This is a genomic window from Pseudomonas karstica, from assembly GCF_009707515.1.
In the GTDB taxonomy this organism is placed as follows: Bacteria; Pseudomonadota; Gammaproteobacteria; order Pseudomonadales; family Pseudomonadaceae; genus Aquipseudomonas; species Aquipseudomonas karstica.
On sequence record NZ_WLYI01000032.1, the window covers coordinates 1 to 12450 of the forward strand.

Genomic DNA, 12450 nt, shown 5'->3' on the forward strand with positions numbered 1-12450 from the left:
CCAGACGACTGCTGCGCAGCCGATCGCAGGCTGCGCCAGCGGCTACAGGTGATCAGTGATCGGCAAGTGGCTGCCGAGGGACGAACTCCCCCAGCGCCTACAGCAACCGTGTTGCAAATCCGATGGCGAGCCGCACCATGGTCATGGTGAATTCCACACCAGGATTTTAGACAAAGGCTGGAGAAATATCCTTTCGCACTTCTGACCATCAGAACTTTCTGGCATTCTGCGCCTCCTTTTTCCTACCCGAGCCCGTATTTTGTCTGACGCTCAAGCCCCTCGCCCCCGCTATAAATCCGACCTGATCTACGGCCTGGAAGACCGCCCGCACTTCACCGCGGCGATTTTTGCTGCGTTGCAGCATGTGCTGGCCAGCTTCGTCGGCATCATCACCCCGACCTTGATTGTCGGCGGCGTGTTGGGCCTGGAAAGCGAAGTACCGTACCTGGTGAGCATGGCGCTGTTCGTTTCCGGGCTGGGCACCTTTGTCCAGGCGCGACGCTTTGGTCCGGTGGGTTCGGGGTTGTTGTGCCTGCAGGGCACCAGCTTTTCATTTATCAGTGTGATCCTCAGCGCCGGCTTTATGGTCAAGGCCCGGGGCGGCGGCACCGATGAAATTCTCTCGACGATCTTTGGCATCTGCTTCTTTGCAGCCTTTATCGAAGTGGTGCTCAGCCAATTCATTGGCAAATTGCGCAAGCTGATCACCCCGGTAGTAACCGGTACCATCATTACCCTGATGGGCCTGTCGTTGATCAAGGTGGCGGTCACCGACATGGCCGGAGGCTTTGGTGCCAACGACCTGGGGGCGGCCAGCAATATGGGGCTCGCGGCGCTGGTGCTGCTGACCATCGTGGTGCTCAACCGCTTCAACAACCCGTTCCTGCGCCTGGGTTCGATCGTGATAGGCCTGACCCTGGGCTTCATTGTCGCCTGGTGGTTCGGTCGTGTGGACCTGGCAGCATTGCCTCAAGTGCCGCTGATCAGCGTGCCGGTACCGTTCAAATACGGCTTTTCCTTTGACTGGGTGGCGTTTATCCCAGTAGCGGTGATCTTTCTGATTTCCCCGCTGGAAGCCGCAGGTGACCTGACCGCCAACTCGATGATTTCCCAACAGCCGGTCAAAGGCCCCCTGTACATCAAACGCATCAAGTCCGGGCTGTTGGCCGACGGCCTGAACTCGGTAATGGCCGCTACCTTCAACAGCCTGCCGATGGTGACATTCGCCCAGAACAACGGCGTGATCCAATTGACCGGCGTGGCCAGCCGTTATGTGGCGTATTTCATTGCAGGCTTGCTGGTACTGCTGGGGCTGTTCCCAATGATCGGCGCAGTGTTGCAATTGATGCCCAAGCCGGTATTGGGCGGCGCGACGTTGATCATGTTCGGCACGGTGGCCGTGGCCGGGATCAAGATCCTTGCCGAAGCCGGCCTGCATCGGCGCAATGTGCTGATCGTGTCGATTTCCCTGGGAATGGGCCTGGGTGTGGCGGCGGTGCCGGAAGTGCTGCGCGACCTGCCCAAGGCACTGCACAACATCTTCGAGTCACCGATCACTGTCGGGGCGTTCTGCGCTATCTTGCTGAACGTCTTCCTGCCTGAAGAGTTCATAGAGTTGGAAGAAGACGAATTTGATCCGGAGGCCGCAACCCTCAAGGTCATGCAAGACCCGGACGTCATAAAATAGGAACCCTTATGCGCAGACTCACAGGCCTGACCCTTGCATTGCTGTTGCTCACACTGAGCGCCTGCGCCCTGTTCCCCAATCGCGACCCGGTGAACATCAACGTAGTGGGCATCGAGCCGCTGCAAAGCCAGGACCTGGAAGTGCGCTTCGCGGTGAAACTGCGGGTGCAGAACCCCAATGAAACCGCGATCGACTACAACGGCGTGGCGCTGGACCTGGAGGTCAATGGCCGGCCGTTGGCATCTGGGGTCAGCGATCAGCAGGGATCCATCCCACGGTTTTCCGAGACGGTGTTGATGATTCCAGTGAGTGTTTCTGCATTCTCTGTGTTGCGCCAGACCCTCGGCCTGAGCCAAACCCAAAGCCTGGACAACCTGCCCTACGTCTTGCGCGGCAAACTGGCGGGAGGCCTGTTCGGGACCATGCGTTTTGTGGATCGCGGCACCCTGGACCTGCCGAACGCTGCCGCCACCTGGTAAATACGGAGAACCGTGCGGACATGGACACGTTACCGACGCTGTACACCGAGCGCTTGATTTTGCGCCCGCTGACCCTGGACGATGCCGAGGGTATCCAGCAGCAATTCCCCCACTGGGCAGTGGTGCGCTACCTCAATGCCATGGTGCCTTGGCCCTACCCGGCCGACGGTGCTCGTGCCTACCTGGAAAACGTCGCGCTGCCGGCCATTGCCCAGGGTGAGGAATGGCACTGGTCGATTCGCCTCAAAAGCGCGCCGCAGCAGTTGATCGGCAACGTCAGCCTGATGGATGAGGCCGACAATAACCGTGGCTTCTGGCTCGGGCCGCAGTGGCAAGGCCAGGGGTTGATGACCGAGGCCAGCGTGGCGGTGACCGAATATTGGTTCGAGGTGCTCAAGCGACCACTGATGCGGGTGCCCAAGGCCGCACCAAATATGGCGTCGCGACGGATCTCCGAGCGCACGGGGATGCGTTTGGTCAGAACGGATCAAGGCCGCTTTGTCGAAGGCAATTTCCCTCGGGATATCTGGGAAATCACCCGCGAGGAATGGCTGCTCAGTCAGCGATAAACCGCACACCTGGTTTGTGCCCGCTCATCCACCCTCAGCTCAAATACATCCGGACGGGCGTGTTGGACTCAATGCTGCTCAAGGTTCAAGAAGCCGTGCTCGCCTGCTTTACTTCGCCGCCATCAGCCGATTGACTTCACTGCGCACCATGTTGGCAAATTCCGGTGGCGACATGCTGTCCAGTTCCGAGCGCACCCACTCGGCCCATTTGCCCTTGCGCTTGGAGCGTTCGCCGAACAAGCGTGCGCCTTCGCCCTTGGCCTTGCCCAGGTTGCTTTGCCACAGGTCATACAGGCGGGATTTTTCATCTTCAAGCGCGGCGCGCTCGGCGTGGGGTTTGTTGGCCAGGTTGAAGCTCATGTGGAATTACCTGCTACGTAAATAGCTGACATCTTACACCGCGAGTGGAAATGTCTGAGTTCGGATTTATCATCGGGTTGGCCATGGCACGAAAAAAAACTGCAACTTTTGCCGCGTTCCACGACTCCATTGTGCATCGCCAAATCCACTCAAGGAGCTACCCAATGGCCCGTAAAACCGCCGCGCAAGCTGTCGAGGATCAAATCAAGGATCAAGCTTTCAGCGAGCTCCAGGCCCTGATCGAAGAGTCAGACAAATTGCTCAAGAGCAGCGCCAGCCTGGTGGGCGAAGAAGGTGAAACCCTGCGTGAACAGGTGGCCATCAAGCTCAAGCAAGCCCTGGACTCGGTCTCCAACGTACGTGAACGCAGCAAGCCGGTGGTGGATGCCACCGAGACTTACATTGGTGGCCACCCGTGGCAAACCGTGGCTATCTCCGCAGGCTTCGGCCTGGTGGTTGGCTTGCTGCTGGGCCGTCGTAACTGAGATGGTGGCAAGGGTTGATTGCCCCCCCGGCAATCAACCCTGCGCCAATACCCGTAACCGACTCAACTCTTGGGCATCAATAGCGATCCCTTCCACCTCGGCCTTCGCCCGCGCGCGATGGCGACGGTCCCCCGGTAAACGCTTAAGCCCCGCCGCATGCATCTGCCGCACCAGTTCCTGGCTGCGTTCGGCAAAGTTTTGCCCGGCAGCTTTGCTCGGGTCGATCACAATCAGCAACTGGCCCGTCCAGGGCGTCTTGGCGCCAGGGTGATTGGACCAGTCGAACTCGAACGAAAAATTGCCCCCAGTCAGCGCCGCCGCCAACAACTCGACCATCATCGACAACGCCGAGCCCTTGTGCCCACCGAACGGCAACAGCGCACCTCCTTCGAGGATCGCCTTGGGGTCCTGGGTCGGCTGCCCCAGGCTGTCGACGCCAGTTCCCGGCGGCACGCGTTCGCCCTTGCGGGCAGCGAGCTGCACGTCACCATGGGCGATAGCGCTGGTGGCCAGGTCAAAGACTATTGGCGGCCCATCGGCCCGCGGTGCGGCAAACGCTATCGGGTTGGTGCCAAATACAGGCCGGTCGGCGCCATGGGGCACCACACAGGTCATGCTGTTGACCACACTGATGGCCAGCAACCCTTCCTCGGCGAACGGTTCGACATCGGGCCACAACGCGGCAAAGTGGTGGGAATTGCGGATAGCCAATACGGCGATCCCGGCACTGCGGGCTTTTTCAACCAGCAACGGTCGCGCTGCCGCCAAGGCGGGTTGGGCAAAACCATTGCAAGCGTCTACCCGAACGAAACCTGACGCAACATCTTCGACAACCGGCACCGCAGAGCCATTGACCCAGGCGCTGCCCAACGTTGACACATAGCCGGGAATACGAAATACCCCATGGCTATGAGCGCCATCACGTTCGGCGCTGGCGCAATTATTCGCCAGGATGGCGGCCACCTGCGGTGACGTACCGTGTTTGACAAACACCTGTTGCAGCAACGCCACCAACTCGGTGAAACCAATGTAGGTTGAAGAACTGTCAACTACCGGAGACTGCACAGACATTTGAAGCTCCGCTTTTATGATTGGAAGGGGCAACAAGCATGGACATCCAGACTGTCGATTAACAACGCGACCAGCGTCTGCTGTCAATCTGCGTGTGAACTCAAGTTCGATACCCCCTCGGAGCAAGAAAACTCAGCGACACGCGGAAAGGTTTAATGGGTAACGCCGACACACGCCGGAAGATGGGAGCCCGAGGCCTGACGAGGCCCCGGAGGTACTACGGTCAGTCCTTCTGGTCACGCAACACATTGCCGGAGGCGCCATCGATACGGAATTCATACACCACACCGTCAGACTTGCGCCCTTCGCCTTCCCAATAACCGTCGTTATCCGCCTCGATCTTGTAGACCTCGATATAACCGGCCTTGGTCTTGGCGGTCTCAATGGCCTTTTCAATGGTGATCCAGCCGGCGCCAGGGCGATCCGCCAGAGCGACGCCTGCACTGAGCATGGCGGTGGTAGCAATTATGGCAGCCAGGGTTTTCTTGAGCATTGTCGTACTTCCTTTGTTTAGAAAAGACAGGAACTGCTTCTAATGCCGACCAGTTAAGCCTTTTTGTAGGAGCGAGGGTCGGGGTTCGCTTAACTGATTGGCATTAGGAACTGCTTCTGTGTTTTAGGGCGGAGGCGACGAGAATTAGTTCCAATTGATAGGCATTTGCCATGACGGTTGTTCTCGTCACGGGTTCGCGAAGGTTAGAATGTAAGAAATCAGGATGGATCAATGACAGAACAGTCCCTTTCAGAAGCCGAATATGACGCGATCACCGATGCAGCCGCACAGTGGTGCATGCGCTTGCACGCCTGCGATTGCACGACTGTCGAACGTCAGGCCTTTGAGCAATGGCATAACGCCCATCCATTGCACGCTTTTGAATATGCGGCGATGCTCGAAATCTGGGACGTCGCCGATCACCTGCCCCGCGTCGACACGGCGTCGCTGGCGGCCGTCGCCCCGTTTACGCCTCGTAGCCGGTTGCGCCGCTATGCAGTGGCAGCAGCCGTTTGCCTGCTAGCCTTGCCGCTGGCGGCATTCACCGGCTGGAAAGCGGGCTGGCTGCCCAGTTCATACCAGCATTTCGAGGCCGTAAACGGTCTGCGCCAGGTCACGCTGGACGATGGCAGCCAGGTGGAACTGAACCTGGGTACTGAACTGGTCTACAGCAATTACAAAGACCAACGCCAAGTGACCCTGCGCAAGGGCGAAGCGTTTTTCAAGATCAGCCATGACACCGAGCACCCTTTCGTGGTGCGTGCCGGCGAAGGGCGAATCCGTGTGACGGGTACCCAGTTCAACGTCTGGAAATACGAAGACCAGGTGCGGGTCATGTTGCTGGAGGGCTCGGTACAGATCGCCAGCGATAAGGTCCACGGCGCAGAGCCACTGTCACCCGGCATGCAGGCCAGTTACAACCGGGGTGACACCAGCCCCCACGTCAAGCCTATCGATCCCAACGACACCGCCCTGGCCTGGCGCAATGGCAAGCTGATCCTCGACAACCTGGCACTGGCCGATGCCCTGCCGCTGATCAACCGCTACCTGAATAAGCCGGTGATGCTGGCCGATGCCGGCACCGGCGCCATTCGTATCGGCGGGATCTACAATCTCAACGAGGTCAACAACCTCGTCCTTTCGCTGCCCAAGGTCCTGCCGGTCTACCTGACCCAGAACCAGGACGGCAACCCTGTGCTCAACTCGATACCGCGTAAAACACCCAAGGGCTGATTGCCAACTAATCCTTGCTGTAAAAATTATTAAAATTATTTAGAAACAACACCTTGGGAAAGCTGTCGGGCATCCCGGCCAAGTCTGGATACAGACCTTGTGCCGTTTGACTATAAAAGCTGGAAAAAGCTGGCTTTCCGACTCCACAAAAAAATAAAACGATTAAGTCCAATCGTTCATGGGGCTTTCAAAACAGTGCCTTACATGACACCCATCACGGAAAGTTGAAAATTGTTGTTCTAAGATGTGACCCGTACCCCTTCATCGTGCATCAGTACTAGTACAAGCCGAAGGGTAAGCCCAACCGCCGGCACATCATTTGATTGGGCATTTAGAGAGAAGACCCCATGAACGCCCCGCTCCGTATCAACGAAGCACTTTTGATCGCAGACCGCGCTTTCAAACCCTTTCAGTGTGTCGCCTGGGCCCAGGACGGCAATGGCGAACTCAGCCTGACCGTGATCGACCGGACCAATACCCGCATTGGCCGCAAACAGATCTCCTCCACTACTTACTCCGACCCTGCCCAGTTGGAAGACCTGCTTAATCAAGCACGCTCCGAACTGAGCAGTGAAGGCTACGCCCTGCAATCCTGGGCCATGCCCAAGTAACTCACGGCCGACATCGAGTGACGGAACATGCACCGTCACTCGACTGCCGAACTCTAATGACCAACTGCCTCAGGAAAGAACACTTCCTGGCGCGTTAGAATCAATGTTTGCCTAAAGAGCATTAGTTCGAAGCTGATCCATTTTCTTAAACTCCCCTCCCCCGATCAATGCCCAATAGACGTGTGATTACAGTGATACTTCGTAATTGCGAAGTCACGAACACACTCATGGCGGATCACTCGATCGCGATGCAAACAACTGCTTGATCTTCCCTCTCTCGTACGGCACCTTGCGCTTCTGCCCAAAGGAGCACTTCATGTCCGAATCAATGGCTCAGGCCTTCACCCATAACTTCCTCGGTCATTCCCCCCGCTGGTACAAAGCCTGCATTCTTGCCTTCCTGATCCTCAACCCATTGGTGCTCTGGGCCTTCGGCCCGGTGGCCGCTGGTTGGCTGCTGGTGGCCGAGTTCATTTTCACCCTGGCCATGGCACTACAATGCTACCCATTGATGCCCGGCGGCCTGCTGATGGTCGAGGCGCTGCTGCTGCGGATGACGACACCTGAAGCACTGTACGACGAGTTGCTGCACAACTTTCCGGTGATCCTGCTGCTGATGTTCATGGTGGCCGGGATCTACTTTATGAAAGACCTGCTGCTGTTCCTGTTTTCGCGATTGCTGCTGGGGGTTAAATCGAAGGCATTGCTGGGGCTGATGTTCTGTTTTCTGTCGGCATTTCTTTCGGCCTTTCTCGATGCGCTGACCGTGACCGCAGTGATTATCAGCGCCGCCGTGGGTTTTTATTCGGTGTATCACCGAGTTACCTCAGGCAATGATCCGCGCCAGGACAGCGAATTCAGCGATGATCACCACATACCCAGCCTGCATCACGCCGACCTGGACCAGTTTCGGGCCTTCCTGCGCAGCCTGCTGATGCATGGCGCGGTGGGCACGGCCCTGGGGGGCGTGTGCACCCTGGTGGGCGAACCACAAAACTTGTTGATCGGCCATGAGATGGGCTGGAACTTCAGCGAGTTCTTTATCCGGATCGCCCCGGTGGCCTTACCGGTGCTGGCTGCAGGCCTGGTCACCTGTGTGCTGCTGGAAAAATTGCGTTGGTTCGGATACGGCACGCTGCTGCCGGACAGCGTGCGCCAAGTGCTGGCCAACTACGCCCAGGAAGATAACGCCGAACGCACCCCGCGCCAGCGCGCAGCCTTGATCGTCCAGGGCCTGGCCGCGCTGATACTGATCGCCGGGCTGGCCCTTCATGTGGCAGAAGTGGGCCTGATCGGCCTGCTGGTCATCGTGTTGATCACCGCGTTTACCGGCATTACCGAAGAGCACCGCATCGGCAACGCATTCAAGGACGCCCTGCCCTTCACCGCGCTGCTGGTAGTGTTTTTCGCCATCGTCGCGGTCATTCACGATCAACAGTTGTTTACGCCGTTGATCCAGTGGGTATTGGCGCAGCCCGCCGACCAGCAACCGGGGATGCTGTTTATCGCCAACGGGTTGTTGTCAGCCATCAGTGATAACGTTTTCGTGGCGACGATCTACATCACCGAGGTCAAGCAAGCATTTGTTTCCGGGCACATGAGCCGCGAACATTTTGAAACCCTGGCAATCGCCATCAATACCGGCACCAACCTGCCCAGTGTGGCGACCCCCAATGGCCAGGCGGCGTTTCTGTTTTTGCTGACGTCGGCGATTGCACCACTGATTCGCCTGTCGTATGGACGGATGGTGTGGATGGCGCTGCCCTATACGGTGGTGATGGGGGTGTTGGGCTGGTATGGCGTGGCCTATTGGTTATAGACCCTTGATCACGAGGCTGTGCGAACAGCCTCGTGATCAAGGGCGCGACAGAATAAACCGCTCAATCGCCTCCGCCGCGCCATCCTCGACATTACTGCCGGTGACCACCGTGGCCTGCTGCTTGACCGCTTCCTCGGCCTGGCCCATGGCAATCGATAACCCGGCTACATGAAACATCGCCGGGTCATTGCCACCATCCCCAATGGCCGCTGTTTGCTCCAGCGGCACGCCCAAATGCGCCGCCAGGGTCTTCAGGGCCTCGCCCTTGTTAGCCTTCATTGCCGTCACATCCAGAAATACCGGTTGCGAACGGGAGACCTGGGCCAGTCCTTCAACCTTGGGCAGCAACTGCGCTTCCAGCTCGATCAGCAATTGCGTATTGGTACTGGCGGCGACGATCTTGTTGACCCGACCCAGAAACGGCTCGAAGCTCGAAACCACGATCGGCCCGTAACCCAGCCCGTGCTCCTCCCGAACCGCCATCGGCCCACCGGGGTCACGGCGCAGCCAGTCACCGTCGGCAAACAACCAGACTTCAACGTCCGGCTGCTCGCCAAACAATGCCAGGGCAATCAGTGCGGCTTCGGCCGGCAGGTGGTGGGAAACCAGCACACTGCCATCGGGGTTGACCAGCGTGCCGCCATTAAAACCCGCCACCGGCACATCGACGCCCAGGGCCTCGATCTGCTGCAACATGGCTTTGGGTGGCCGTCCGCTGGCCAGGCTGAAAAACACCCCGGCCTCACGCAGGGCGCGGACCGTATCAATGGTGCGCTGGCTGAGACTGTGATCCGGATGCAACAACGTGCCATCCATATCACTCAGGACAAACCGGATGGGATGAATCGGTGTGTCACTCATCCGAGGCTGTGCCAGGTTCGACCATCGCGGGCCAGCAAGGCATCGGCCGCTGCTGGGCCATCTTCGCCAGCCTTGTAGGCTTGGATACCGTCATCTTCCTTCCACGCATCCAGGAATGGCTGTACTGCCCGCCAGCCGTTCTCAATGTTATCGGCACGCTGGAACAGGGTCTGGTCACCGGTCAGGCAGTCATAGATCAGGGTTTCATATCCCGTCGACGGCTGCATCTCGAAGAAGTCCTTGTAGGCAAAACCCAACTCGATGTTGGCCATGTCCAGGGTAGGTCCGGGTTTTTTCGCCAACAGGTCGAACCACATGCCTTCGTTGGGCTGAATCTGGATCTTCAGGTACGTGGGCTTGAGTTCATCTACCTCGGTATCACGAAACTGTGCATAAGGCGCGGGCTTGAAACAGATGATGATCTCGGTATCGCGAATACTCATGCGCTTGCCGGTGCGCAGGTAGAACGGCACGCCGACCCAACGCCAGTTGTCGATCATCACCTTGAGGGCAACGAAGGTCTCGGTGCTGCTGTCGGACGCGACATTGGCCTCTTCGCGGTAACCAGGCAGTTGTTTGTCGCCGACGCTACCTGCGGTGTACTGGCCGCGAACCGAGTTGGCCCGGGCGTCTTCCAGCGACCAGGGCCGTATCGCACCGATCACCTTGGCCTTTTCCCCCCGCACAGCATCGGCACCAAAGGCGGCCGGTGGCTCCATGGCCACCATCGCCAGCAACTGGAACAGATGATTGGGCACCATGTCGCGCAGAGTGCCGGTGTGCTCGAAGAAACTGCCACGGGTTTCCACGCCAACGGTTTCAGCGGCAGTGATTTGCACGTGATCGATGTAGTGGTTGTTCCAGAACGCCTCGAACAGCACATTGGAGAAACGGCTGATGAGGATGTTCTGTACCGTCTCCTTGCCCAGGTAATGGTCGATACGGTAGATCTGCTTTTCACTCATGACCTTGAGCAAGCAAGCGTTCAGCGCTTCGGCGGTGGCCAGGTCGGAGCCGAAGGGCTTCTCGATCACCACTCGACGGAATGCCTCGGGAGCTTCTTCCAGCAATCCCGCACGCCCCAGGCGCTGCACCACTTCGCTAAAGAAGCGGGGGGCCGTGGCCAGGTAGAACACCGCATTGGCGGTGCCGCTGGCGGCGATTTTCGCCGCCAGCTTGGTGTAGGTGCTGTCGTCAAGAAAGTCGCCCTGGACATAGCTGATGCTCTTGGCCAACTGGCCCCACAATTCGGGGTCCAGCGCGTTTTCGGCATTGCCCTTGACCTTGCTGGCGGCCTCGGCGCGAATAAAGTCCTCGAGCTTGCTGGCAAAGTCGGCATCGCTGATCGGGTTGTGATCAACACCGACAATATGCAAACCGTTACCCAGCAAACCGTCGCGATTGAGGTTGTACAGCGCCGGCATCAGCAGGCGCTTGACCAGGTCGCCATGGGCGCCAAACAGAAACAGCGTGGTCGGTGGAGCAGGTTCGGCCTTGGATTTCTTGCCGTTGGCGGTCATTTTTTGGAAGTCTCCACATGGCCGCCAAAGCCAAAGCGCATGGCAGAGAGCAATTTATCACCGTAGGTGCTCTGCTGACGGGAACGGAAACGCGCGAACAGCGAGTTGGACAACACCGGGACCGGCACCGATTGCTCCATGGCCGCTTCGATGGTCCAGCGCCCTTCACCACTGTCGGCGACCGAACCGGAATAACCGTCGAGCTTGGGATCGGTGGCCAGGGCGTCGGCGGTCAGGTCAAGCAACCACGACGATACGACGCTGCCACGGCGCCAGACTTCAGCAATGTCGGCCACATTCAGATCAAAACGCTGGTCTTGCGGCAGGTTTTCCGAAGACTTGGTCTTGAGGATGTCAAAACCTTCGGCGAAGGCTTGCATCATCCCGTACTCGATGCCGTTGTGGATCATCTTGACGAAATGTCCGGAACCGGCAGGGCCGGCGTGGATATAGCCACGTTCGGCACGGTCGTCAGTGGCGGTGCGGTCTTTGGTACGCGGGATGTTACCCAAGCCTGGGGCCAGGCTGTCAAAAATCGGGTCCAGGCGCTGGACGGTCTCGGCGTCGCCGCCGATCATCATGCAATAGCCACGTTCCAGGCCCCAGACGCCGCCAGAAGTGCCAACGTCCACGTAATGCAGGCCTTTATCCGTCAAGGTCTTGGCCCGACGAATGTCATCCTTATAAAACGTGTTGCCGCCGTCGATGATCACGTCACCGTCTTCAAGCAATTGGCTTAATGCCTCGATGGTTTCTTCTGTTGGAGCGCCTGCCGGTAGCATGACCCAGACAGCTCGCGGCTTTTGCAGCCCGGCGACCAGTGCAGGTAAATCAGCAACGCCGGTGGCACCCTCTTCGCTCAGGCCTTTGACGAAAGCCTCATTGCGGTCGTAGACCACAGTGGTATGCCCATTGAGCATCAGGCGCCGCGCAATATTGCCACCCATGCGGCCTAGTCCAATAATCCCCAGTTGCATGTGCTGATGCTCCTTACTGCTCATAAATACAAAAAAATGTGTGACATAGTTTATAGCGCAATGAGGCTAATGAGGGTTAGTCCAGAGCGGATTGGCATAGTTTCATGACAAATAATGGCTATTCTTTCGCTTCCACCCTGGCAAAAGCCCCTAAAAACCCTTTATGTCGGCACCCACCGCGATGAATTGCGCCAAATCAAGGAAGAACGCAACCCACTGCAACAGGACGCCTTGCGCGTGCAAGTGCAGGGCTAACTCGACCGCTGTCGATAAGCCGCCAGCCCA

14 protein-coding genes are annotated in these 12450 nt (G+C 58.2%); 8 read left to right on the forward strand and 6 right to left on the reverse strand.

Annotated elements, in window-relative coordinates; genetic code table 11:
• The first annotated feature begins 259 nt into the window (after positions 1-259).
• The 3 genes from GIR22_RS20795 to GIR22_RS20805 are packed head-to-tail and all read left to right on the forward strand — an operon-like array spanning position 260 to position 2735.
• The gene (locus tag GIR22_RS20795) at positions 260-1687 is read left to right on the forward strand and encodes a nucleobase:cation symporter-2 family protein (RefSeq protein WP_154745150.1); all 1428 of its coding nucleotides are present in this window, start codon (positions 260-262) and stop codon (positions 1685-1687) included.
• An 8-nt stretch (positions 1688-1695) separates the two neighbouring features.
• Positions 1696-2166 (forward strand): LEA/WHy family protein, encoded by a 471-nt coding sequence (locus GIR22_RS20800; protein WP_154745151.1) that lies wholly within the window; start codon positions 1696-1698, stop codon positions 2164-2166.
• Positions 2167-2186: 20 nt separating this feature from the next.
• Positions 2187-2735 carry a GNAT family N-acetyltransferase gene (locus tag GIR22_RS20805; protein WP_154745152.1) on the forward strand — a complete coding sequence of 183 codons (549 nt, stop codon included), beginning with the start codon at positions 2187-2189 and terminating at the stop codon, positions 2733-2735.
• Positions 2736-2843: 108 nt separating this feature from the next.
• Here GIR22_RS20805 and GIR22_RS20810 read toward each other — a convergent pair whose 3' ends face one another.
• Positions 2844-3095: a hypothetical protein gene (locus GIR22_RS20810; protein ID WP_154745153.1), complete on the reverse strand. Its 252-nt coding sequence runs from the start codon at positions 3093-3095 to the stop codon at positions 2844-2846.
• A gap of 164 nt (positions 3096-3259) precedes the next feature.
• Between GIR22_RS20810 and GIR22_RS20815 the strand changes: the two genes are divergently transcribed.
• Positions 3260-3580: an ElaB/YgaM/YqjD family protein gene (locus GIR22_RS20815; RefSeq protein WP_154745154.1), complete on the forward strand. Its 321-nt coding sequence runs from the start codon at positions 3260-3262 to the stop codon at positions 3578-3580.
• A 33-nt stretch (positions 3581-3613) separates the two neighbouring features.
• Here GIR22_RS20815 and GIR22_RS20820 read toward each other — a convergent pair whose 3' ends face one another.
• Both GIR22_RS20820 and GIR22_RS20825 read right to left on the reverse strand, forming a co-directional pair.
• Positions 3614-4651, reverse strand: coding sequence for an Ldh family oxidoreductase (locus GIR22_RS20820; protein WP_154745155.1), 1038 nt, complete (start codon positions 4649-4651; stop codon positions 3614-3616).
• Between the two features lie 223 nt (positions 4652-4874).
• Entirely contained in the window at positions 4875-5144 is a 270-nt protein-coding gene (locus GIR22_RS20825) for a PepSY domain-containing protein (RefSeq protein ID WP_154745156.1), read from the reverse strand.
• A gap of 231 nt (positions 5145-5375) precedes the next feature.
• On the opposite strand from GIR22_RS20825, the gene GIR22_RS20830 reads away from it, so the two are divergent.
• From GIR22_RS20830 to nhaB, 3 genes are all read left to right on the forward strand, one after another.
• Positions 5376-6377 (forward strand): FecR family protein, encoded by a 1002-nt coding sequence (locus GIR22_RS20830; RefSeq protein ID WP_154745157.1) that lies wholly within the window; start codon positions 5376-5378, stop codon positions 6375-6377.
• Positions 6378-6724: 347 nt separating this feature from the next.
• Positions 6725-6988, forward strand: a complete 264-nt coding sequence (locus GIR22_RS20835) for a hypothetical protein (RefSeq protein ID WP_154745158.1) — start codon at positions 6725-6727, stop codon at positions 6986-6988.
• A 316-nt stretch (positions 6989-7304) separates the two neighbouring features.
• A complete protein-coding gene (nhaB, locus tag GIR22_RS20840) occupies positions 7305-8807 on the forward strand; it encodes a sodium/proton antiporter NhaB (protein ID WP_154745159.1) in 1503 nt (500 codons plus the stop codon).
• Between the two features lie 36 nt (positions 8808-8843).
• On the opposite strand, the gene GIR22_RS20845 is transcribed toward nhaB, so the two are convergent.
• The 3 genes from GIR22_RS20845 to gnd are packed head-to-tail and all read right to left on the reverse strand — an operon-like array spanning position 8844 to position 12189.
• Entirely contained in the window at positions 8844-9668 is an 825-nt protein-coding gene (locus tag GIR22_RS20845) for an HAD family hydrolase (protein WP_154745160.1), read from the reverse strand.
• A complete protein-coding gene (gene zwf, locus GIR22_RS20850) occupies positions 9665-11188 on the reverse strand; it encodes a glucose-6-phosphate dehydrogenase (RefSeq protein WP_154745161.1) in 1524 nt (507 codons plus the stop codon). The genes GIR22_RS20845 and zwf overlap by 4 nt, the downstream gene beginning before the upstream one ends.
• Entirely contained in the window at positions 11185-12189 is a 1005-nt protein-coding gene (gene gnd / locus GIR22_RS20855; protein ID WP_154745162.1) for a phosphogluconate dehydrogenase (NAD(+)-dependent, decarboxylating), read from the reverse strand. The genes zwf and gnd overlap by 4 nt, the downstream gene beginning before the upstream one ends.
• Before the next feature lie 90 nt (positions 12190-12279).
• Here gnd and GIR22_RS26020 point away from each other — a divergent pair, with 90 nt between their 5' ends.
• Positions 12280-12420: a DUF6026 family protein gene (locus tag GIR22_RS26020; RefSeq protein ID WP_178122384.1), complete on the forward strand. Its 141-nt coding sequence runs from the start codon at positions 12280-12282 to the stop codon at positions 12418-12420.
• Positions 12421-12450 lie beyond the last annotated feature (30 nt).

Bases quoted from the DNA above. Each gene is read 5' to 3' on its own strand.
- GIR22_RS20800 (WP_154745151.1), top strand. From the start codon at position 1,696: ATGCGCAGACTCACAGGCCTGACCCTTGCATTGCTGTTGCTCACACTG.
- GIR22_RS20805 (WP_154745152.1), top strand. From the start codon at position 2,187: ATGGACACGTTACCGACGCTGTACACCGAGCGCTTGATTTTGCGCCCG.
- GIR22_RS20810 (WP_154745153.1), bottom strand. From the start codon at position 3,095: ATGAGCTTCAACCTGGCCAACAAACCCCACGCCGAGCGCGCCGCGCTT.
- GIR22_RS20815 (WP_154745154.1), top strand. From the start codon at position 3,260: ATGGCCCGTAAAACCGCCGCGCAAGCTGTCGAGGATCAAATCAAGGAT.
- GIR22_RS20820 (WP_154745155.1), bottom strand. From the start codon at position 4,651: ATGTCTGTGCAGTCTCCGGTAGTTGACAGTTCTTCAACCTACATTGGT.
- GIR22_RS20825 (WP_154745156.1), bottom strand. From the start codon at position 5,144: ATGCTCAAGAAAACCCTGGCTGCCATAATTGCTACCACCGCCATGCTC.
- GIR22_RS20830 (WP_154745157.1), top strand. From the start codon at position 5,376: ATGACAGAACAGTCCCTTTCAGAAGCCGAATATGACGCGATCACCGAT.
- GIR22_RS20835 (WP_154745158.1), top strand. From the start codon at position 6,725: ATGAACGCCCCGCTCCGTATCAACGAAGCACTTTTGATCGCAGACCGC.
- nhaB (WP_154745159.1), top strand. From the start codon at position 7,305: ATGTCCGAATCAATGGCTCAGGCCTTCACCCATAACTTCCTCGGTCAT.
- GIR22_RS20845 (WP_154745160.1), bottom strand. From the start codon at position 9,668: ATGAGTGACACACCGATTCATCCCATCCGGTTTGTCCTGAGTGATATG.
- zwf (WP_154745161.1), bottom strand. From the start codon at position 11,188: ATGACCGCCAACGGCAAGAAATCCAAGGCCGAACCTGCTCCACCGACC.
- gnd (WP_154745162.1), bottom strand. From the start codon at position 12,189: ATGAGCAGTAAGGAGCATCAGCACATGCAACTGGGGATTATTGGACTA.
- GIR22_RS26020 (WP_178122384.1), top strand. From the start codon at position 12,280: ATGGCTATTCTTTCGCTTCCACCCTGGCAAAAGCCCCTAAAAACCCTT.